This window comes from Massilia niabensis (genome assembly GCF_042655085.1).
GTDB classification, from domain to species: domain Bacteria; phylum Pseudomonadota; class Gammaproteobacteria; order Burkholderiales; family Burkholderiaceae_D; genus Telluria; species Telluria niabensis.
This window is the reverse complement of sequence record NZ_JBHSMU010000008.1, coordinates 77,212-98,781: the sequence shown is the minus strand read 5'-3', so window position 1 is coordinate 98,781 and position 21,570 is coordinate 77,212. Positions and strand designations below refer to the sequence as shown.

20 protein-coding genes are annotated in these 21,570 nt (G+C 63.9%); 7 read left to right on the top strand and 13 right to left on the bottom strand.

The window, feature by feature from the left end:
• Nucleotides 1–23 precede the first annotated feature (23 nt).
• Complete coding sequence (locus ACFPN5_RS07385; RefSeq protein WP_379781659.1) at nucleotides 24–527, bottom strand: YqaA family protein; 504 nt, start codon at nucleotides 525–527, stop codon at nucleotides 24–26.
• 206 nt (nucleotides 528–733) lie between these two features.
• Between ACFPN5_RS07385 and ilvA the strand changes: the two genes are divergently transcribed.
• From ilvA to rapZ, 5 genes are all read left to right on the top strand, one after another.
• Nucleotides 734–2,266, top strand: a complete 1,533-nt coding sequence (gene ilvA, locus ACFPN5_RS07380; protein ID WP_379781656.1) for a threonine ammonia-lyase, biosynthetic — start codon at nucleotides 734–736, stop codon at nucleotides 2,264–2,266.
• Nucleotides 2,267–2,421: 155 nt separating this feature from the next.
• Nucleotides 2,422–3,252, top strand: coding sequence for an NADPH-dependent 7-cyano-7-deazaguanine reductase QueF (queF, locus tag ACFPN5_RS07375; protein ID WP_379781654.1), 831 nt, complete (start codon nucleotides 2,422–2,424; stop codon nucleotides 3,250–3,252).
• A gap of 353 nt (nucleotides 3,253–3,605) precedes the next feature.
• Nucleotides 3,606–4,088, top strand: a complete 483-nt coding sequence (locus ACFPN5_RS07370; RefSeq protein WP_379781652.1) for a PTS sugar transporter subunit IIA — start codon at nucleotides 3,606–3,608, stop codon at nucleotides 4,086–4,088.
• Between the two features lie 9 nt (nucleotides 4,089–4,097).
• Nucleotides 4,098–5,033: an HPr(Ser) kinase/phosphatase gene (gene hprK / locus ACFPN5_RS07365; protein WP_379781650.1), complete on the top strand. Its 936-nt coding sequence runs from the start codon at nucleotides 4,098–4,100 to the stop codon at nucleotides 5,031–5,033.
• Nucleotides 5,034–5,405: 372 nt separating this feature from the next.
• Complete coding sequence (gene rapZ, locus ACFPN5_RS07360) at nucleotides 5,406–6,272, top strand: RNase adapter RapZ (RefSeq protein WP_379781648.1); 867 nt, start codon at nucleotides 5,406–5,408, stop codon at nucleotides 6,270–6,272.
• Between the two features lie 47 nt (nucleotides 6,273–6,319).
• Here rapZ and ACFPN5_RS07355 read toward each other — a convergent pair whose 3' ends face one another.
• From ACFPN5_RS07355 to ACFPN5_RS07320, 8 genes are all read right to left on the bottom strand, one after another.
• A complete protein-coding gene (locus ACFPN5_RS07355) occupies nucleotides 6,320–7,405 on the bottom strand; it encodes an enoyl-CoA hydratase/isomerase family protein (RefSeq protein WP_379781646.1) in 1,086 nt (361 codons plus the stop codon).
• 111 nt (nucleotides 7,406–7,516) lie between these two features.
• Nucleotides 7,517–7,870 (bottom strand): ribosome hibernation-promoting factor, HPF/YfiA family, encoded by a 354-nt coding sequence (hpf, locus tag ACFPN5_RS07350; RefSeq protein WP_379781644.1) that lies wholly within the window; start codon nucleotides 7,868–7,870, stop codon nucleotides 7,517–7,519.
• 63 nt (nucleotides 7,871–7,933) lie between these two features.
• Nucleotides 7,934–9,409 carry an RNA polymerase factor sigma-54 gene (locus tag ACFPN5_RS07345; protein ID WP_379781642.1) on the bottom strand — a complete coding sequence of 492 codons (1,476 nt, stop codon included), beginning with the start codon at nucleotides 9,407–9,409 and terminating at the stop codon, nucleotides 7,934–7,936.
• Between the two features lie 25 nt (nucleotides 9,410–9,434).
• The gene (gene lptB / locus ACFPN5_RS07340) at nucleotides 9,435–10,193 is read right to left on the bottom strand and encodes an LPS export ABC transporter ATP-binding protein (protein WP_379781638.1); all 759 of its coding nucleotides are present in this window, start codon (nucleotides 10,191–10,193) and stop codon (nucleotides 9,435–9,437) included.
• Nucleotides 10,193–10,795, bottom strand: a complete 603-nt coding sequence (gene lptA / locus ACFPN5_RS07335; RefSeq protein ID WP_379781636.1) for a lipopolysaccharide transport periplasmic protein LptA — start codon at nucleotides 10,793–10,795, stop codon at nucleotides 10,193–10,195. Before lptA ends, lptB begins: the two co-directional genes overlap by 1 nt.
• 15 nt (nucleotides 10,796–10,810) lie before the next feature.
• Nucleotides 10,811–11,413: an LPS export ABC transporter periplasmic protein LptC gene (gene lptC / locus ACFPN5_RS07330; protein ID WP_379781634.1), complete on the bottom strand. Its 603-nt coding sequence runs from the start codon at nucleotides 11,411–11,413 to the stop codon at nucleotides 10,811–10,813.
• A gap of 27 nt (nucleotides 11,414–11,440) precedes the next feature.
• The gene (locus ACFPN5_RS07325) at nucleotides 11,441–11,971 is read right to left on the bottom strand and encodes a KdsC family phosphatase (protein WP_379781632.1); all 531 of its coding nucleotides are present in this window, start codon (nucleotides 11,969–11,971) and stop codon (nucleotides 11,441–11,443) included.
• A complete protein-coding gene (locus ACFPN5_RS07320; protein WP_379781630.1) occupies nucleotides 11,971–12,993 on the bottom strand; it encodes a KpsF/GutQ family sugar-phosphate isomerase in 1,023 nt (340 codons plus the stop codon). Before ACFPN5_RS07320 ends, ACFPN5_RS07325 begins: the two co-directional genes overlap by 1 nt.
• Nucleotides 12,994–13,078: 85 nt before the next feature.
• On the opposite strand from ACFPN5_RS07320, the gene ACFPN5_RS07315 reads away from it, so the two are divergent.
• Nucleotides 13,079–15,058, top strand: a complete 1,980-nt coding sequence (locus ACFPN5_RS07315; RefSeq protein WP_379781628.1) for a monovalent cation:proton antiporter family protein — start codon at nucleotides 13,079–13,081, stop codon at nucleotides 15,056–15,058.
• A gap of 44 nt (nucleotides 15,059–15,102) precedes the next feature.
• Here ACFPN5_RS07315 and ACFPN5_RS07310 read toward each other — a convergent pair whose 3' ends face one another.
• The 3 genes from ACFPN5_RS07310 to ACFPN5_RS07300 form a co-directional block, all read right to left on the bottom strand.
• Nucleotides 15,103–16,245, bottom strand: a complete 1,143-nt coding sequence (locus tag ACFPN5_RS07310) for a GGDEF domain-containing protein (protein ID WP_379781626.1) — start codon at nucleotides 16,243–16,245, stop codon at nucleotides 15,103–15,105.
• Between the two features lie 100 nt (nucleotides 16,246–16,345).
• Complete coding sequence (locus tag ACFPN5_RS07305) at nucleotides 16,346–17,188, bottom strand: MOSC domain-containing protein (RefSeq protein WP_379781624.1); 843 nt, start codon at nucleotides 17,186–17,188, stop codon at nucleotides 16,346–16,348.
• Between the two features lie 65 nt (nucleotides 17,189–17,253).
• Nucleotides 17,254–19,236 (bottom strand): PhoX family protein, encoded by a 1,983-nt coding sequence (locus ACFPN5_RS07300; RefSeq protein ID WP_379781622.1) that lies wholly within the window; start codon nucleotides 19,234–19,236, stop codon nucleotides 17,254–17,256.
• Between the two features lie 484 nt (nucleotides 19,237–19,720).
• Here ACFPN5_RS07300 and ACFPN5_RS07295 point away from each other — a divergent pair, with 484 nt between their 5' ends.
• Nucleotides 19,721–20,323, top strand: a complete 603-nt coding sequence (locus tag ACFPN5_RS07295) for a hypothetical protein (protein WP_379781620.1) — start codon at nucleotides 19,721–19,723, stop codon at nucleotides 20,321–20,323.
• Between the two features lie 115 nt (nucleotides 20,324–20,438).
• Here ACFPN5_RS07295 and ychF read toward each other — a convergent pair whose 3' ends face one another.
• Complete coding sequence (ychF, locus tag ACFPN5_RS07290) at nucleotides 20,439–21,530, bottom strand: redox-regulated ATPase YchF (RefSeq protein ID WP_379781618.1); 1,092 nt, start codon at nucleotides 21,528–21,530, stop codon at nucleotides 20,439–20,441.
• Nucleotides 21,531–21,570: the final 40 nt, after the last annotated feature.

Here is a 21,570-nt window from a genome sequence, read left to right as displayed (position 1 = left end):
CGCCATCCTGCGCCCCTGCCGGGTCAGCCCGTGATCCGCGTGATCATGTCGCCAAGGCGGCGCCAGAAATCGTCCGGCACGTAGAGCAGCACCAGGGTCATGGTGAGGTAGCGCCCGAATTTGCCGATCATCATGTACATCACGCTCGACCAGAACGGCAGGTGCAGCCAGCCGGCCAGGGTGCAGAGCGGGTCGCCGATGCCCGGCAGCCAGGACAGCAGCATGGTCTTCGAGCCGTATTTCGCCAGCCAGCCGAACCAGCGGCTCTGGCGCTCTTTCGCAAACGCGATTTTTGCGCGGTAGCCGAGGTAGTAGTCGACCGCCCCGCCGAGCGTGTTGCCGATGGTGGCGACGATGATCGCCGGCCAGAACATCGCTTCGTTGGCCTTCACCACCGCGAACACGGCCGGCTCGGAACCGAGCGGCACCAGCGTGGCGGAAACGAAACTGATGAGGAATACCGATGTGAGCCCGACTGTCGGCGCGGCGAGGACCTTGAGCAGCCAGAGGACAGCGGTTTCGATCATCGGTGGAATTAAAAGTGGGAGGTGTTTATTATAATGAGGAAAACACTTCGCCCCGACACGATACGACGAGCCTGCCACCCAGCGCCTCCGCATTATCGCACCGTAGCACTGCAGCTCCCGGTTACCCATCGGAGAAAACAGTCTCGCGTCACCCGCACCAGGACACTGGCCGACCATATTTCGTTTTTCCCGTTTTTGGCTTGACCATGACTATCGACTACCTCAAGAAAATCCTGACCGCCCGCGTCTACGACGTCGCCGTGGAAACGCCGCTCGAACTCGCCCCGACCCTGTCGCAGCGCTTCGGCAACCGCATCTGGTTCAAGCGCGAGGACATGCAGAGCGTGTTCAGCTTCAAGCTGCGCGGCGCCTACAACAAGATGGCGCATCTCTCGCCTGAAGCCCTCAAGCGCGGCGTGATCTGCGCCTCGGCCGGCAACCATGCGCAGGGCGTGGCCCTGTCCGCCGCGCGCCTTGGCTGCCGCGCGCTGATCGTGATGCCCACCACCACCCCGCAGCTGAAAATCGAGGCGGTCCGGGCGCGCGGCGGCGCGGCGGTCGAGGTGGTACTGCATGGCGACTCCTACACCGATGCCTACAACCACGCGCTGACGCTGGAACGCGAGCAGAAACTGACCTTCGTGCACCCCTTCGACGATCCGGACGTGATCGCCGGCCAGGGCACGATCGGCATGGAGATCCTGCGCCAGCACGCGGGGCCGATCCACGCGATTTTCGTCGCCATCGGCGGCGGCGGCCTGATTTCGGGCATCGGCGCCTATGTCAAGGCGGTGCGGCCCGACATCCGCATCATCGGCGTGCAAACCGTCGATTCGGACGCCATGGCGCGCAGCATCAAGGCGGGCGAGCGCGTAACTCTGGCCGACGTCGGCCTGTTCTCGGACGGCACCGCGGTGCGCCTGGTGGGCGAAGAGACCTTCCGCGTGGCGCGCGAGGTGGTCGACGAGATCATCCTGGTCGACACCGATGCGATCTGCGCCGCGATCCAGGACGTGTTCCAGGACACGCGCAGCATCCTCGAGCCGGCCGGCGCGCTGGCGGTGGCCGGCGCCAAGGCCTATGTCGAGCGCTCGCAGATGTCGCGCCAGCCGATTCGCAACGAGACGCTGGTGGCGGTCGCCTGCGGCGCCAACATGAATTTCGACCGCCTGCGCTTCGTGGCCGAACGCGCCGAACTGGGCGAGGCGCGCGAAGCCGTGTTCGCGGTCACCATCCCCGAGCAGCGCGGCAGCTTCCGACGCTTCTGCTCGCTGGTCGGGCCGCGCAACGTCACCGAGTTCAACTACCGCATCAGCGACGCGCGCCAGGCCCACATCTTTGTCGGCGTGCAGGTGGGCAGCCGCAGCGAGTCCAGCCTGCTCGCGCGCACCTTCGAGCAGCACGACTTCCCGACCCTCGACCTCACGCACGACGAACTGGCCAAGCTGCACGTGCGCCACCTGGTCGGCGGGAAAAGCACCCTGGCGCAGGACGAGCTGCTGTACCGCTTCGAGTTCCCCGAACGCCCCGGCGCCCTGATGCGTTTCCTCGACAGCATGGCGCCGAACTGGAATATCTCGCTGTTCCATTACCGCAACCAGGGCGGGGACGTGGGGCGCATCCTGGTCGGGCTGCAGGTGCCGGGCGGGGAAATGGACGAGTTCCGGCAGTTCCTGGCGACGCTGGGGTACCGGTATTGGGATGAGAGCAGCAATCCGGTGTACAAGCTGTTTTTGTAATGTCTGTAGCAGTACCTGCAGGGTGGGCGGTCCGCCGCCCACCCTGCATCCCCAACCAAGCTGGACGCGCAGTCTGATCCGGAAAGGTGTACGATACGCCGCTTTGCCGCCCACCCCGCGTCACCAAGGTGGAGCGCCGGTACATCGAGACGACCATGAACAATACCCCCGATCAATCGCCACTTGGCAAATCCTCCGCTTACCAGACCCAGTACGCGCCGGACTTGCTGTTCCCGATCCCGCGCCAGCAAAAGCGCGACGAACTGCAGCTGACCGGCACCCTGCCCTTCTTCGGCCTGGACATCTGGAATGCCTACGAACTGTCGTGGCTGAACATGCGCGGCAAGCCGCAGGTGGCGATCGCGACCATCAGTGTGCCGGCCGATTCGCCGAACATCGTCGAATCGAAGTCGTTCAAGCTCTACCTGAACTCGTTCAACCAGACACGCGTGGCCGGCCCCGACGCCCTGCTGGCGCTGCTGCGCGACGACCTGTCGAACGCCTTCGGCGCGCCGGTGCACATCACGCTGACGGAACCCGAACACTTCGGCAAGCTGAAGATGGGTGAACTCGAGGGCTATTCGCTCGACCGCCTCGACATCGAGATCGACGACTATTCGCCGGCCCCGCACCTGCTCACCGCGAATGTCAACGAAGCGCCGGTCGAGGAAACGCTGGTATCGAACCTGCTGAAATCGAACTGCCTGGTGACCGGCCAGCCGGACTGGGGCAGCGTGCAGATTCACTATGTGGGACCGCAGATCGAGCAGGAAGGCTTGCTGCGCTACCTGATTGGTTTCCGCGAGCACAACGAATTTCACGAACAATGTGTCGAGCGGATTTTTGTCGACATCCTGCGCCAGTGCAAACCGACCAAGCTGGCGGTGTATGCGCGGTATACGCGCCGTGGCGGGCTCGACATCAATCCCTGGCGGGCCAACTTCAGCACCGGGCGTCCGCCCAACCTGCGCGGTGCGCGTCAATAACAAGACCTCGGCAAAACGCGGACGGCATGTACCTTTCCAGCCACAGAAACTGACGAAAAAACAACGATTAGCAACTTGTTTCGAATTGCCCGTTTTTTAGGCAAAAACGGGGGAATGACGGCCAATCGGCCTTCTCTCCCCCATTTATTCATCCTGCATTCATTTTCGTAATGGAAATTGCGTGAACCCTTGCGCAAGCGCAAACAGCCGCCGACGTATCGTTCGGCGCGGGTTCCAAAGCAGCCGATGACGGGGGTAGGATACCGACGCGAAAGCGAATTACATGGCCGGAAAACAGGCATATAATTCCGCACCGCAAGTCGGCGTCCGCGCCGCAACATTAGAAGCGTGTTATGACCAACCTCAGCAAAATTCTTTCGCTTGAAAACGTCCAGCTCGACATCGAAGTGTCGAGCAAGAAGCGCGCCTTCGAACAGGCCGGACTGATTTTCGAGAACAACTGCGGCATCGCGCGTTCGACCGTGTCCGAAAACCTGTTCGCGCGCGAGCGCCTCGGTTCGACCGGCCTTGGACATGGGGTGGCCGTCCCGCACGGACGCATCAAGGGCAGCAAGAGCCTGAAGCAGCCGATCGCCGCCTTTGTGCGCCTGGCCGACCCGATTCCGTTCGAGTCGCCTGACGGCCAGCCGGTCAACCTGCTATTCTTCCTCCTGATCCCGGACCACGTGACCCAGCAGCACCTTGAAATCCTGTCGGAAATCGCGGAGCTGTTTTCGGACGAGGCAATCCGCACGGCGCTGGCCACCGATCCGGACCCGCGCTCGATCCATGAACGTATTATCAACTGGCAACCCAGCTTGCAAGCCATGGGGTAATATTGCAGCATGCTGCAAACTCCGCTCACCATCCAACGGCTGTACGACGATAACCGCGACAGCCTGCAACTCGGCTGGTTCGCCGGCTTTCCCGGCGGCGAGCGCCTGATCTCGGGCGACGTCGCCTCGGCCGCCGACCAGGTCGGCCACCTGAACCTGATCCACCCGGGCCGCATCCAGGTCTTCGGGCACCAGGAACTGAATTACTACCACCGCCTGAAATCGAGTTCGCGCAGCCACGTCATCGGCGAACTGATCGGCGGCGGCCCGCCGGCGCTGATCATCGCCCAGGGCCTGGAAACCCCGCCCGACATCCTCGCCATCTGCGACGAGCAGAACATCCCGCTGTTCTCGACCCCGCTGCCGGCGGCGCAGGTGATCGACTTCCTGCGCGTGTATCTCTCCAAAAAGCTGGCGCAGCGCGTCATCATGCACGGCGTCTTCATGGACGTGCTGGGCGTGGGCGTCCTGATCACCGGCGACTCGGGCCTGGGCAAGAGCGAGCTGGGCCTGGAACTGATTTCGCGCTCGCACGGCCTGGTGGCCGACGACGCCGTGGAATTCTCGCGCATCGCACCGAACATGATCGAAGGGCGCTGCCCGCCGCTGCTGCAAAACCTGCTCGAGGTGCGCGGCCTCGGCCTGCTCGACATCAAGGCGATCTTCGGCGAGACGGCGGTGCGCCGCAAGATGCGCCTGAAACTCATCGTCCACCTGGTCAAGCGCGGCGTGCTCGACGAAGAAGTCGAGCGCCTGCCCTTCCACTTCCCGACCGAGGAAGTGCTGGGCCTGCCGATCCGCAAGGTCGTGATCCCGGTCGCAGCCGGCCGCAACATCGCCGTGCTGCTCGAAGCCGCGGTGCGCAACACGATCCTGCAACTGCGCGGGATCGATACGCTGCAGGAGTTCATGGAGCGGCAACGGCAGGCCATGAGCGCGGATTGAGGGCGTGTAGGGTGGTCGGCTCCACCCGGGGCTTTGATCTGCCCGCAACGCTGGCGCCGCCCACGCGTTCAACGTACATGTGAGGCGACGCGATTGTTCTGCAGCTGGTTGAACGCGTGGGCGGCGCGAAACGTTGCGGCTGACCAAGCGTCCGGGTAGAGCCGACCACCCTACGTCCTTTGGCGCCGTACCCGGTCGATGCAGACGCCGTGAACAGCACACCGGCCAAGTCCACGCGTTCCACAAGCCCCGCCAATAGCAGCCCCGACATTCCCCGCTATCTCGCGCCATCGGAACGTATTTACGCCGATCGTGCCCCGTGCCAGCACGCTGACCGCGACAAGCCCCATGCTGTTGCGGTATCATCGGGCCATGCACATCGTTCTTATTACCGGTATCTCCGGCTCGGGTAAATCCGTGGCCTTGAACGTCCTGGAAGACGCAGGCTACTACTGCGTCGACAACCTGCCGCCGGGCTTGCTACCGCATGTTGTCAAGGCCGTCTCCAGCCAGGGCACGGACAAACTGGCCATTGCCGTCGATGCCCGCTCGTCCGAGTCGCTGACCGAACTGCCGCTGACCATACGCAAGCTGAAAGACGAAGGGCATGAGCTGAAGGTCATGTTCCTGACCTCGAGCACCCATTCGCTCGTGGCGCGCTTCTCGGAAACGCGCCGCAGCCACCCGCTGTCGCACGAGCTGCGTCCCGGCGAAAATCCGGCATCGCGCCGCACCCTGATCGAATGCATTGCCGAAGAGCGCGAGCGCCTGGCGCCGTTCGAACAGCTGGGCCACGTGATCGACACCTCGGAGGCGTCGGCCAACAAGCTGCGCGGCTGGATCAAGGAGCTGGCCGAGGTCCAGCATGCGCCGCTGACGCTGTTCTTCGAGTCCTTCGCCTTCAAGGTCGGCGTGCCGCTCGACGCCGACTTCGTGTTCGACGTGCGCGCCATCCCGAATCCGTATTACGACCACACACTGCGCCCGCTCACCGGCCGCGATGCACCGGTGATCGCCTTCCTCGACGCCCAGCCGAGTGCCGGCGAAATGCTGAACGATATCCGCCAGTTCGTCGAGAAATGGCTGCCCTCGTTCAAGACCGACAACCGCAGCTACCTCACCGTGGCCGTCGGCTGCACCGGCGGACAGCATCGCTCGGTGTACATGGCCGAGCGGCTGGCGGCGTATTTTGGCGAGTCAGAGCGCGTGGTGCTGCGGCATCGGGAACAGTCCTTTTGAATTTCACAGGGTGGGCCGGGCGGCGAACCGCTCTTGAGCCCACCCGTTCAGTCCAGATGCTTCAGCGGATGCGCGTGGGCCGGCCACACCGGCTCGAAGAAGCGTTCCACCATCCCGGGCGTCACCTCGCCCAGCGTCGGCGGGTTCCACTGCGGCGCGTTGTCCTTGTCGATCACCAGCGCGCGCACGCCTTCCAACACTTCGCCATGTTCGAAATTGCGGCGCACCAGCGAGCGTTCCATGCGCAGGCAGTCGGCCACGCCGAGCGCGGCCCCGCGCAGCAGCATTTCATGCGTCACGCTCATCAATAGCGGCGAGCGCTGGCGCATCGCCGCCAGGGCCTTTTGCGCGAACGGGGTGCCGTCGTTTTCAAGGGAAGCCATGATCGCCGCGACCGACCCGGCGCTGAAATGCGCATCGATCGCACTGCGCGCGCCTTCCAGTGCACTCGGGCCTGCCTTACCCGCACACTGCGCGCCGAATGCGCGGATCGCCGCCACCAGTTGCGCGCCCGGCGTGGTATCGATCAGCGCGTTCAGTTCGCCCAGCTGCGCGCCCGGCACGAACAGGTCCGCCAGCCCGACATACAGCGCATCGGCCGCGCCGATCGTCAGGCCCGTCAAGCCCAGGTAGTTGCCCAGCTGCCCAGGGGCATGCGACAGGAAATGGCTGCCGCCGACGTCGGGGAACAGGCCGATGTTCACTTCCGGCATCGCCATCCTGGTGCGATCCGTGGCGATGCGCAGGCCCGTCTCCGGTCCACCCTGGGCGATGCCCATGCCGCCGCCCATCACGACCCCATCCATCAGCGAGATATACGGTTTCGGGTAGAAGTGGATCAGGTGGTTCAGCGCATATTCTTCGGTGAAGAAATCTTCTAGCAGCGCGCTGCCGCCCGTCGGGCTTGCGTGGCCGGCCTCGTGGAAGAAGCGGATGTCGCCGCCCGCGCACAGGGCTTTTTCGCTGCTGCTGGTGATCACGACGGCGTCGACGGATGCGTCGTCGCGCCAGGCCAGCAGGGTCTCGGTCAGGCGCCGCACCATGGCGAGCGACAGCGAATTGAGGGCCTTGGGCCGGTCGAGGGTAATCACGCCGGTGCCGTTGGCAACGCGGGTCAGGACATGGTCGGTCATGGCGGGCAAGATGGTTGAAGAGGCATGCATTTTACCCAAGCCGCTGCGCCGGTTCCACAATTGAAAAGGGCGCCCTTCGGCGCCCTCGTTCAGACGGTGCTTCGTTGCCGATCAGACAGCAACAGCCTCTCCGCCTTCAGGACGGCGCTTGAGCGCCTCGTGACTATGGTTTTGCAGGATGGTCTTGTACTTCATCACCTGGCGATCCAGCCTGTCCATGAGCAGGTCGATCGCGGCATACAGGTCTTGCGCCACACTTTCCACGTGCACCATCTTGCCGGAAAGGCGCAGGTTGATCTCGGCTTTCTGCCTTTTGTCTTTTTCAGTGAGGTTATCGATGGCGAGGATGACGTGGGAGTCGATCACTTGATCGAAATGGCGCGTGATGCGTTCCAGCTTGTTCTGTACGTATTCACGGATGGCAGGGGTAACGTCGAGGTGGTGACCGCTGATAGTGAGATTCATACACACTCCTTTGAAAAAGAAACGGCTGACGCAGCACGCTTGGGTCGCGCATGGCTGCCGTTGTTACAAGGATTTGCGGAGACTGACCGGAGGGATCTTGAGGGCCTCACGATATTTTGCAACCGTGCGGCGCGCGATGACCATGCCTTGTTCACCGAGCATTTCCGCGATCTTGCTGTCGGATAATGGGTTCCTGGGGTCCTCTGCTCCTGTCAGTTGCGCAATGAGCGCCCGGATCGCCGTCGAAGAGGCTTCGCCCCCCGCTTCGGTGGCGACGTGGCTTCCGAAGAAATACTTCAGCTCAAACATGCCGTGCGGGGTCAGCATGAATTTCTGAGTTGTCACGCGAGAAATCGTGCTCTCGTGTAGGCCTAGTGTATCAGCAATCTCGCGGAGCACAAGGGGACGCATGGCAACCGCGCCATGGCTGAAAAAGTTGCGCTGACGCTCGACGATGGCCTGCGAAACGCGCAGGATCGTGTCGAAACGCTGGCGCATATTTTTAATTAACCACTTCGCTTCCTGCAGTTGCGCGCTCATCTGGCCTTCGCCCTTGCCCTGCTTGAGCAGGGCCGCGTAGACGTTGTTCACGCGCAGGCGCGGCATGACTTCGTGGTTCAGCATTACGCTCCAGCCGGACCCGGTCTTGCGGACAATAACGTCCGGAACCACGTAGTCCGAGGTGCTCGACGCAAAGGCCGCGCCCGGGTGCGGATTGCACTGGCGGATCACGGCTTGCGCTTCGCGCAGGTCTTCGTCGTCGCAGTCGAGCGCCTTTTTCAGCTTGTTGAATTCGCGCTGGGCGAACCAGGTCAGATAGCCCTCGACGATTTTCAGGGCCATGCGCCGGGTCACCAGCGGCACGCCCGGCATCTGCCGGATCTGCAGCGCCAGGCACTCGCTGGCGCTGCGTGCGCCGACGCCGACCGGATCGAGGCTTTGCACCAGCGCCAGCGCGCAGCGCAGCTCGTCCATATCGACTTCCAGCTCTTCGGGCAGGCGCGCGTGGATCTCGTCGAGCTGCTCTTCCAGGTAGCCGTTGTCGTCGATGGCGTCGATCACCAGTTCGGCCAGCGCGCGGTCGCGCGTACTCGCACCCGTTACCCGGATCTGTTCCGACAGGTGCTCGCGCAGCGTCACGCCAATGGCGCCCAGCTGCGGCCGGCCATCGTCGTCGCCGTCGCTGCCGGATGCACGCGGCGCGTCGCCCCAGTCGGCATCGGCCTCGCCGCGCTCGACATCGCCGCCGTTGGCATCGAGCGCCTCGCCAGCCTCCCCTGGAGCGGCTGGCTCGTCCCCGTTCGGCGCCGGCGCATCGGGCTGCTGGACGGGCGAATCGTTGATGGCGCCGTCAGCCAGCAGGCGCACGGAATTGTCGAGCGGGTCGTCGATCCGCTCGAGCAGCGGGTTATCGGAGAGGATCTGCTCGATCTCCTGGTGCAGTTCGAGCGTGGACAGCTGCAGCAGGCGGATCGACTGCTGTAGCTGTGGCGTCAGCGCCAGGTGCTGCGAAGTCCGGAGTTGCAGGGATTGTTTCATGATGCCGCTTGGTTCTTCGTTTTAACTACATGCGGAAGTGTTCGCCGAGGTAGACGCGTCGTACCGACTCGTCGGCGATGATGTCGTCAGGGCGGCCCGAGGCCAGCACGGCGCCCTGGTTGATGATATAGGCGCGGTCACAGATGCCAAGCGTCTCGCGCACATTGTGGTCGGTGATCAGGACGCCGATGCCGCGCTCCTTCAGGAAGCGCACGATGCGCTGGATCTCGATCACGGCAATCGGGTCGACCCCGGCAAACGGTTCGTCGAGCAGCACGAAACGCGGGTTGGTGGCGAGCGCGCGCGCGATCTCGACCCGGCGCCGCTCGCCGCCCGACAGCGACAGCGCCTGGTTCTCGCGCAGCTTCTCGATCTGCAGTTCGGCCAGCAGGGAGTCGAGCCGCTCGTTGATCGCGGCTTTGGTGAGCGCCTTGCCGTTGTCGTCACGCTGCAGTTCCAGCACGGCGCGGATGTTGTCTTCCACCGTCAGTTTGCGAAACACCGAGGCTTCCTGCGGCAGGTAGGACAGTCCCAATACCGCGCGCCGGTGGATCGGCAGGCTGGAAATGTCGGTGCCGTTGATTTCGATGGTGCCGGCGTCCGACGGCACCAGGCCGACGATCATGTAGAACGAGGTCGTCTTGCCGGCGCCGTTTGGCCCGAGCAGGCCGACGACTTCGCCGCAACCCACCTCGAGCGACACGTCGCGCACGACCAGGCGCTTGCCGTAGCTTTTCTGCAGCCCCCGCACAACCAGGGTGCTGCTGTCGCGTACATCCTTCATTATTTCTTTCCTGCCTGCACTGGTGTGGGAGCCTGCGCCTGTGCCGGCGCCGCTGCCGGAGCTGTACGACGGGGCGCGATGATCAGGGTGCCGCGCCCGCCGCCGACTTTCGTCTGGCCGCTCGGGTCGTTGCGCACGGCGGCCACTTCGCGCCGGTTGTCGTAGGAGATGTAAGGACCGATGAGTTCGTTCGTGACGCGTCCGTTTTCGAGTTCCTTCACGACCGCTTTCGAGAACAGCTTCACCACTTCTTCGCGCTCTTCGTACTCGATGCGCTCGGCCTGGCCTTCCATCCACAGGTCCGGCCCGCCGTCGCGCTTCTGGCGGAAGGTCGCCACGCGTCCCGGATTCGAGGTCAGCGTCACGCTCATGTAGCCTTCCGGCGTTTCCTTGACCAGCGCGCGGTCGGATTTCAGCGTCAGCGTGCCGCGGGTGACGATGACGTTGCCCGTCAGGATGCGCGTCTGCGTGACCTCGTCCAGGTCGGCCGTATCGAATTCGATGACGGCCTGCTTGAGCGAATCGGCCTTCTCGGCCGAGGCCGACAGCGACAGCAGCGCCAGGCAAGCGGCGGCGAGCACGTGGTGGAAGGTTTTTTTCATGTGTTCTTGTTCCTGTTATGGAGTGGGGGCGGCCTGCCGGCGCGGCGGATAGACGATCCGCCCGCGTCCGCCGAGCTGTATCTTCTGGGTCGGGTTCTCGGCCACCAGGCCGACCCCATCTACCGAAGACGCGCCGAGCGTCATCTGCACCGGGAGCTTCGTTTTGATGATTTCGTCGTCGGCCAGCACAGTCAGCGCCTCGGTCCGGGCGTGCAGCGCTTCAGTGGTCGGCGTGGCCGGGCGCACGATGTTGACCTTGCCCATCAGTTCGACCCGGTTCTCGCCATGGAAGACCTGGCCGCGCTCGGCCTGCATCGTCATGCGAGGGCGGCCCGGGGCCATGCTCTCGACCACGGGCCGGGTCACCTCCGACATGTCGGGCTTGGGATGGTGCACCAGGCGCGCGCCGGACATGACATAGCGCGGCGAGCCGGTCTCGGTCATGCGCACGAAACTGAAATTCTCGACAATATAATCGGGCTCGCTTCCCCCGTTGCCACCGACCACCTCGTCTTCCGACTGGATCGCCTGCAGCAGCCAGAAGCTGCCGAACGCAAAAAACACCGCGGTGAGCATCAGCCCCAGCGTGCGCCAGCGGTGAGCGGTGCGTTTATTCACGTAGGTCGCCATGCTTGTGTTTGTCCCTTAAGCAAAATAAGGGGCCAGTGCCTGTTCGTAGCTGCCCTGGGCGCGCATTACGAGGTCACAGACCTCGCGCACGGCGCCGCGGCCGCCGCCGGCTTTGGTGACGTAATGGGCGCGGTGCTGCACCTCGGGATGGCCCGTGGGCACCGTCACCGCGAAGCCGACCTTGGTCAGCAGCGGCAGGTCGATCACATCGTCGCCGATGTAGCCGCACTGCTCGGCCGTGATGCCGGTCTGCGCCAGCAATTCCGCGAACGCGACGCGCTTGTCGTGGAAACCCTGCCAGACGTGGGTGATGCCCAGGTCCCTGGCGCGTGCGTTGACGATCGGCGAATTGCGCGCGCTGATGATCGCGGTGGCCACGCCCGTCTTTTGCAGCAGCTGGATGCCCAGGCCGTCGAGCACGTTGAAGGTTTTCGTGACCTCGCCGTCCGGGCCGTAGGTCAGGCTGCCATCGGTCAGGATGCCGTCGACGTCGAAAATCATGACCTTTACACGCGCCGCGCGTTCCATGTGTGCAAGTGGCGTCATCAGATCACCTTCGCCCGGGTCAGGTCGTGGATGTGCAGCGCGCCGACCAGCACGCCGTCGCTGTCGACTACCAGCATCTGGTTGATGCGGAATTCTTCCATGATCGCGACCGCGTCCACCGCCAGCTGGTCGGGGTGGACGGTGCGGGCGCCGACGTGCATGACGTCGCTGATGAGCAGCTTGCTGAAGTCCTGCTCGCGCTCGATCAGGCGGCGCAGGTCGCCGTCGGTGAAGACGCCCAGCGGGTGCATTGCCGCGTCGACGACGGCGGTCATGCCCATGCCCTTCTGGCTCACTTCCAGCAGCGCCCGGGCCAGCGGCAGGTCCGGGGCGACGGCGGGAATCGCCTCGCCGCTGCGCATCACGTCGCGCACATGGGTCAGCAAACGCCGTCCCAGGGCGCCGCCCGGATGCGAGCGCGCAAAATCTTCTTCCCGGAAACCCCGCACATCGAGCAGCGCCACGGCCAGCGCATCGCCCAGGGCGAGGGTGACAGTGGTGCTGGCGGTCGGCGCCAGGTTCATCGGGCAGGCTTCCTTCGCCACCGAAATGTCGAGGTGGACGTCGCTCAGCAGCGCCAGGCGCGACTGGGGCTTCCCGGTCATCGCGATCAGGGGCGCACCCATGCGCTTGACCACCGGCAGGATGTCCATCAGTTCCGACGATTCGCCGGAGTTGGAAATGGCGATGAACACGTCTTGCGAGGTCACCATGCCGAGGTCGCCATGGGCGGCTTCGCCAGGGTGCACGAACATGGCCGGGGTGCCGGTCGAGGCCAGCGTCGCGGCGATCTTGCGCGCGATGTGGCCGGATTTGCCCATGCCCGAGACCACTACGCGGCCCGTGCAGGCGTACAGCACGGCCACGGCGCGCACCAGGCTGTCGTCGGCGTCGAGCCGCGCGTGCACGGCAGAAATGGCTTCGGCTTCGATCGCCAGCGTCTCGCGCGCCAGTGCCATCACGCGCCGGGACTGGTTCTCGTCAAAACTGTTCAGCATTGTTTTTTCATCGGTTACACTCATGACCGAAGTATAAACGAATTGAGAAAGCAAAAAACTTGCCAGACGTAACAAACTACGACATCGTGGGTCCACAACCCAGCACTGCATGGCATCCGGCCTCGAACTGACCCTCCTCCTGCTCGGCAGCGCCGTGCTCGGCGTGGTCGTGTTCCGGTCGCTGCACCTGCCGCCGATGCTGGGCTATCTGGCCGTCGGCGTGCTGATCGGGCCGCATGCGCTCGGCCTGGCGGCGGAGACCGGGTCCACCCACGCGCTGGCCGAATTCGGCGTCGTGTTCCTGATGTTTTCGATCGGGCTGGAGTTTTCGCTAGCCCAGCTGCGCGCGATGCGGCGCATCGTGTTCGGCCTCGGGCTGGCGCAGGTCGTGCTGACGATTGTCGCGGCCATGCTCGGGGCCCTCGCGTTTTCGATATGGATGCCGCAGCTGGCCGTCAGCTGGCAGGCTGCCTTTGCCCTGGGCGGAGCGCTGGCCATGTCCTCGACCGCGATCGTCGTCAAGCTGCTCACCGAACGGCTGGAACTGGAAAGCGAACACGGCCGGCGCATTATCGGCATCCTGCTGTTCCAGGACCTGGCCGTGGTGCCGCTCCTGATCCTGATTCCCGCACTGGCGAAAAATCCCGAAGACCTGGCGCCGACGCTGGCCTGGGCCGCCGTGAAAGCGGCCGCGGTGCTCGCCCTGCTGCTGTTCTTCGGCCAGAAGCTCATGCGCAGCTGGTTCACCATGGTTGCCAAGCGCCGCTCGCAGGAGCTGTTCATGCTGAACCTGCTGCTCGTGACGCTGGGCGCGGCCTGGATCACCGAGCGCGCCGGGCTGTCGCTGGCGCTGGGCGCCTTTGTCGCCGGCATGCTCATTTCCGAGACCCAGTTCAAGCACCAGGTGGAAGAAGACATCAAGCCCTTCCGCGACGTGCTGCTCGGGCTGTTCTTCATCACCATCGGCATGCTGCTCAACCTGCGCCTGGTACTGGAACATTGGTGGCTGGTGCTACTGTTGCTTGTTATTCCAGTCTTGCTGAAATTCGCGCTGATCGCAGGGCTGGCGAAAGCCTTCGGCTCCTCGGATGGCGTGGCAATGCGCACCGGCCTGGCCCTGGCGCAGGCCGGGGAATTCGGCTTCGTGCTGCTGAACATGGCCTCGGGCTCGAAACTCATCGACCCGTTCCTGATGCAGCTGGTGCTGGCGTCGATGGTGCTGTCGATGCTGGTCGCGCCGTTTATCATCGAAAAATCCGACCGCATCGTGATGAAGGTGTCGGCCAACGAATGGATGATGCAGTCGCTCCAGCTCACACAACTGGCGAGCCGCACGATGGCCGCACAAAAGCACGTGATCCTGGCCGGCTTCGGGCGCAGCGGCCAGAGCGTGGCCACCCTGCTGACCGACGAGAAGCTGCCCTGGTACGCGCTCGACCTCGACCCGGAGCGGGTGCAGGAAGCGCAGGCGGCCGGCTCGAGCGTGTCGTATGGCGACGCCGGGCGCCGCGAGTCGCTGATTGCCGCCGGCATTAATCGGGCAAGTGCATTGGTCATTACCTTTGCCGACACCCGCGCGGCCCTGAAAGTGCTGCACCTGGTGCACGAGCTGGCGCCGACGCTGCCGGTGATCGTGCGCAGCCACGACGACAGCGACCTCGACATCCTGCGTGCGGCCGGGGCCACCGAAGTGGTGCCGGAAGCGCTCGAGAGCAGCCTGATGCTCGCATCGCACGCACTGGTGGTGGTCGGCGTGCCGCTGCGGCGCGTGGTGCACCGCGTGCAAAGCGCGCGCGACGAACGCTACGCCGCGCTGCGCGGCTACTTCCACGGCTCGAGCGACATCACCGACGACCCCGAGCACATGTACGTGCGCCTGCATTCGGTGGTGCTGAACGAGGACGCGCAAGCGGTCGGGCGCCGCATCGACGAGCTGGGGCTGGAAGAGCTGGGCGCGGAAGTGAGCGGCATCCGGCGCGACCGCAGGCGCGTCGAGCCGGAGCCGGACACGGTGCTGCGGGCGGGGGATGTGGTGGTATTGCGAGGGTCGGCGGATGCGGTGACGCAGGCCGAGGGGCGGTTGTTGTAGGGTGAAAGAATATTTCACCCCAACGCATCAGTCGAAATCTTCTTTCATTCGGCTCGCACCACCCGATTGCGCCCCGCTTCTTTCGCCTGATACAAAGCCCCGTCCGCCAGCGCCACCAGCTGCTGCGCCACCACCTCGATCGGCAGCTCGCAGGCCGCATCGTCCAGCGCCGACACGCCGATCGACACCGACACGTTCATCCCCTGCCCGCCCGCCAGGTCGAAGGGCTTGCCAACCACGCCGGCGCGGATGCGCTCGGCCACCATGGCCGCTGCCGCCAGGTCGGCATCAATCAGCAGGACCACGAATTCCTCGCCGCCGAAACGCGCCAGCGCGTCCGACACGCGCAGTTCCATCTTGATGCGCGCGGCCACTTCGCGCAGCACGTCGTCGCCGGCCTGGTGCCCCACGCGGTCGTTCACGGACTTGAAATGGTCGACGTCGATGAACATCACCGAAATGCAGTAGTCCTGGCGCCGCGCCCGCGCAACCTCCTCTACCAGTCGCCGGTCGATGTAGCGGCGGTTGTAGACGCCGGTGAGCGCATCGGTCAGCCCCATGTACTTGAGCATCTCGTTGCTGATCACGTTTTCCAGGCAGATCGCGATGATCGACGCCATGTGCTCGACGAAATCGGTCCCAAGCGCCCTGGTAAAGCGCTGGATATCGGTGCTGCCCAGGTTCAGGCTGCCGATCAGGCGCTTGTTGCGTAGCAGCGGCACCAGCGCCACGCTTTGCAGCCCGGTGGGCGGATGGGGAAAGGATGCGTGATGCTCGGCGCGCGTGTAGGGCCCGAGGCGCGGACGCAGGCGCTCGCCCTCGTAGCTCTCGAAGCCGAGGCACACCGCATGCTCGCAGAACAGCAGGTCGGGCAGCGCCTCGAAATCGACGCCCAGCTTGTACATCACCGTATAGATGTCAGCATCCGGGTCGACCAGCGACAGGGTGACGGTGTCAAGCTCGGAAATGATGGGCAGCATCCGGAAGATGGTGCCGACCAATTCCGTAAAAGTCGAGGCGCCGACGATTTCCAGGTCGAAGGCCTGGTGGCGCGACATGATCTCGTGGTTGCGCCTGGCCTGCTCCATGACGTAGCTCATCCTGGCGCGCAGGGCTTCGTTTTCGGCAACCAGGTCGCGCGACTGGGCGGCCGTCTGAGCGTCCGGCTGGGTGTCCGGCTGGTACATGAGGCATTCCTTTCAGCAATGCCCATTACATTACGCGATCCGCCCCGGCTTGGATACGATATTGCTGCGTTTCCGGCCCACCGACCCGGGAAGCGCGGCCTTAAAACGACAGGCTGGCGTCGAAGGCCTGCCCGACCCGCAGCAGACCGCCGCTACCCTCGGCAACGATGCAGTTCATGCCGACGCACACGGCCCCCTCCAGCACGGCCTTGGTACGCCAGGTGTGCAGGATGTCGAGCGGGTCCGGGCCTGGAATGCCGGTGGCCTGGTCGATTGCCGGGATCGGGCAGCGCGCGCAGGGTTTGACGGGCTTGATGACGATGGCGCCCGATTGCAGCGACCCGGTGTAGTCTTCCTCGAACGCTTCCAGGCCGGTGACCACCAGGTTCGGGCGGAAGCGGTCCATCGGCAGCGCCTCGCGGCCGGCGGCAAGCATGCGCCCGTTGATGTCATCGAGGGAGGCCTGGCCGATCAGCAGCAGCGGATAGGCGTCGGCGAAGCGCGCGCTTGATGGCGCGCCGCCGGTCCATTTTGTGCTGGTCGGGCGGGCCAGCGCCGGCCTGAAGCGGACCAGGCGGCAGGCCGTGCCGAGCGCCTGCCCGAACCATTGTGCAGCCGTGTCGCCGCAATCGTCCGCCTCGATGGCATCGTCCCAGATCTGCACGCGCAGCGTTGCGCATTCCCGGTGCGCCAGCGGCAGGCGCAGGGGTGGCATGCCGGGCGCGGTCACAAGCAGCGCGTCTCCGTCTACCCGCGGCACGATCGTCGCCATGTGCGGGAATTCGCGCTGGGTCAGGAACAGGCCTTCGTTCGTGACCAGCATCCATTCGCGGTCGTGGATCCCGTGCGCCGCCAGCCCCGACACGGTGGCGACGGCCTCCTCGACCGCCAGGCCGGCGCAGGACTTGATCGGATAGACGATGAGTTGCGAAATGATGGCCATGCGTGCCCCGCTGTTGGAAGGGCAGCAGTATCGCATCAATCGCAGCGGCAGCGATCAGTCTTGCATCACCCTTTCGCCAACCGCGTCTGGCTCAACTCCGCCGTCAAATACCCAACGGCCGCCCCAAACTTGTCCTTGTAATTCGCCCGCACCAGCGGATCGAGCGTCCCCTTCACCACATTGTGGATGCCGCCCCAGTCGCCCGCGTGCTGGAAGTTGCTCATGATGTAGGTCCAGCCGTTGAGCTCATCCACCGCATGCAGGCCGGTCGATTCGCCGCCCGCCGGGATCGACATCACGCGCGACAGCTGCCGGGTGTCGATGTTGTACGCCCACAGGAAGTTATTCACGTGCTGGCCGCTGTCCTCGCCGATGAACAGGGTGCGCATCTTTTCCGAGAACTTCAGGTTGTCCGGGTTGGCGATGCGGTTCGGATTGGCCGTGTTGCCGAGCGCGTCGGCGGCGATGTCCTCTCCGGTCAGCAAGGCCTTCAGGTCGACCGGCATCCATTCGCTGGCAATCGCGCCCCCCGCGGTGTCCGTCTGCCCGCCCTTCAGGTTCAGCGCCATTACCGCGCCGGCCAGGAGCGCCTTCGGGATCGACACGCCATCGCCAGGCACGTTCACCGCATTCCCGGCGACCATCGAATCCCGGCAGTTCTGCAGCGCCGAATACGCCACCTTGTCGCGTGCGTTGACGGTGGTGCCTTCCATTTTGCTGAAGCCCATCGATGCGCCCACCAGGCTGGCGTAGCGGTGCGTCTCGAGGAAGGCGGCGGCCTTTTCCATGCCCGGCATGAGCTTGATCCACTCGATGGCGCCATTCGCCGCGACCTTTTTGAAGGACGGGTCCTGCGGGTCGGTCGTGCGCACGTCCATGATCTGGGTCGGTTTCACGGAGGCGGCCAGCGTGCGGATTTCCGCGCTGGTAGCCGAACCCAGCTTGATCCAGGTGAGCGGCGCGCCAGCCGCCTGCGGGTCGAGCGAGAAGCCGGCGCCGACCTTCGCCACGTACAGGGTGCCGGACGACAGGTCCTTGGCCTTGTCGGCGATGAACACGAAGTAGCCGCTGTTGGTGGCATCGTCGCCCATCAGCACGGTGCGCTCGTCCGGCATCACCTGCACCAGCTCGTGCGAGATGCGGCCCATGCAGTAGTGCTTCTTGATCGAGGCGGTGCCGTCCGGGTTGACGGTCACTTCCGGCATGTGGCCGTAGTTATACGGGTTGGCCGCGGTTTCGCTGCCGTACAAATTCTGGCTGAACGCCTTGAACTGCGCGTCGGTTGCAGCAGTAAAGGCGTTCGGCTCGTATTCCTCGCTTGACAGGTGCGTGCCCCACGGCGACAGGCTGGCGCCGCAGGTGATCCACAGGCCTTCGACGCTGGAGGTGTCGACGTTGTGGTACTTCACCAGGGTCAGCTTGCCAGTGGTCTGGTCCTGGTCGAGCGTGAGCACGCCGATCGGCGACGGCAGGCGGCCGTACATGCCGGTCTTGCCGTCCTGGGCGAAGGTCGCGTATTCGAACTGCACCACGGCGAACACCGGTTTGCCCTTCACGCCCGGCACGCTGGCGTTCGGCACGGAGAGCAGCGAGGTGCCGTCCGGCGCGTCCGAGAAGAACTGGCGCTCCTTGCCGGCGACGGTGGTGTCGATGATCGGCTGGTTGCGGATGTTGTAGTAGCCGCCGGCCAGCGTGCTGCCGCCGCTGCCGTTCGGGACCATGTCGCCGGTGACGAAGAACGGTTGATAAGCCAGCTTGAAGTCGAGTTTGCTGGTATCGCTGAAATTGACCGTCATGGTCGAGCCGACGGTGGTGGTTGCCATCGCGGCGGCGTTGGCCAGGGTCGGCGCGGCCATCGAGCTGAAGCTGACGGTGCCCATGGTGGCGACTGGCGCCGTTGGGGCGGTCGCGAGCGAGTCGTCGTTGTCGTCGCTACCGCCACAAGCGGTCAGGAGCGAGGCGCCGGCGACACTGGCCAGCGGCAGCATCGGGATGCCTCCCAACAGGCGCAGCAGGCGGCGGCGGGACAGTTCAGGGGTCGTGGTCATGCGGTTTCTCTCCAGGGTTGCGTGATTGCTTGCGGCGGTGGCCGCGTCCATGGAGAGGCAGAATAGTTGGCGGATATGTCATGCTGATGACAGTCTCCAAAGCAGGTGGACTAAGAAAAGCCTCACGTGAAAGGCTTTTCATTGCCGGGTTCCACCGGCAATGAGTCTGAATGAACTTCCCTAACTGGGGATATATCTAATCTGAACCGTATTGTCCTGGTCAGGAAGCTCCGATCGGTGCTGATGGCCTTTATCGTCCGCATCAGCATTGGCTGAGGGAAACATGGCATGTTCTACTTGCGGTTCACATGGGCATAACAGGCGAACTTATGGCGCTGCAGTTTTCGCCAGGGATCGCAGGAGAGTAATCGATGAGCGTGATCGGCGCGATCGGCGGGAGCGGCGTTCTGGTCCTGTTAATTGGCATGAGCGGCGTTCGAGCCGCATATCGCTGCCGTTTGTTCAGGAATCGCCTGACAAATCAATGATTCTCAACAACTGCTCCATGCAGCAATTTTTGGAAATTTTTACCGAAGAATTTAATTGCTTAGTGCATTTATATTGGCCCAAGAACGCGCATTATTTCGAAGAAAACCTGAAGCTGTTCCGCAAGAATGAACCTTGGCTGCTGACAGCCACCCCGGGACACGGCATCCGTCAACCTGAGTGTCCGTCACTCAACTTCTTCGTCCCAGATAAAGAGTTTGTTAGAGGATATCCAAACACGGTGTCAGCACGCAATTTGCATCGGGGGTTACTGATCCAGCGCGCAGCGATTGAAGCCTGGACCGACATACCTGGATACGAAACCGCCAATGTCAGGGTAATCCCGCACCCGAACGTCTTGCAAAACGAGCACAGTAGCGACGACTGGAAATACGATATCGGCCGGTATCGACGTGGCGCAGTGCACGACATTAGCCATGCCCAGTTCGTCCGTTTAGCAACCCTACGCAAGGATGAGGCGCGACGCATTCCGATCCAACGGCAGGATATACTGGCATGGTGGCATCTCTCCTCCAGCAGCGAACTTGTTTTTACAGTGGGTATTGAATCACCCCTGCTGCAAGCGTTGATACGGCGATGAGTGGCGATTAACAAGACGGCTGTGTCAGCGATAATGCGGATAAAAAAAGTCCCGGCACCACAGGGCGTCGGGGCTTTTGTTGTGCGCCGGAACCCACCGGATTCCGACCTCATGCTTAGACGTTGAACAGGAAGTTCAACACATCCCCATCCTTGACCACATACTCCTTGCCCTCGGCGCGCATCTTGCCCGCTTCCTTGGCGCCGCCTTCACCCTTGTAGGTGATGTAGTCGTCGTACGAAATCGTCTGCGCGCGGATGAAGCCGCGCTCGAAGTCGGTGTGGATCACGCCGGCTGCCTGCGGGGCGGTGGCGCCGACCTTCACGGTCCAGGCGCGCACTTCCTTCACGCCGGCGGTGAAATAGGTCTGCAGGCCGAGCAGTTTATACGCGGCGCGGATCAGGCGGTCCAGGCCCGGCTCGTCCATGCCCATGTCGCCCAGGAAGGCGGCCTTGTCGGCATCGTCGAGGTCGGCGATCTCCGATTCGATGGCGGCAGAAATCGCCACGATCGGGGCGTTCTGCTTGTTGGCGAACTCGGTCAGCTGGTCCAGCAGCGGGTTGTTGGTGAAGCCGGTGTCGGACACGTTGGCGACATACATCGCAGGCTTGGCGGTGATCAGGTGCAGCTCGCGGATCAGGGCCAGCTCGTCGGCGTCCAGGCCCATCGTGCGCACTGGCTGGCCTTCGTTCAGGTGCGGCAGCATGCGCTCGCAGATCGCCACCAGCTTGGCAGCGTCCTTGTCGCCCGAGCGCGCCTTCTTGTTTTCGCGGTGGATCGCCTTCTCGACGGCGGTCAGGTCGGCCAGCGCCAGCTCGGTCTGGATGACTTCGATGTCGTCGATCGGGTTGACCCTGCCGGACACGTGGATCACGTTGTCGTCTTCGAAGCAGCGCACCACGTTGACGATGGCGTCGGTCTCGCGGATGTGCGACAGGAACTGGTTGCCCAGGCCTTCGCCTTTCGACGCGCCCGCCACCAGGCCGGCGATGTCGACAAACTCGACGATGGCCGGCACGACGCGCTCAGGCTTGACGATGTCGGCCAGCGCCTGCATGCGCGGGTCCGGCACCTCGACTACGCCGACGTTGGGCTCGATGGTGCAGAACGGATAGTTCTCGGCCGGAATGCCGGCTTTGGTCAGCGCATTGAACAGGGTGGACTTGCCGACGTTGGGCAGGCCGACGATGCCGCATTGGAGACTCATGGGAATTCTTTCTTTCGATAGTGGTGAGCCCGTTAGTGCA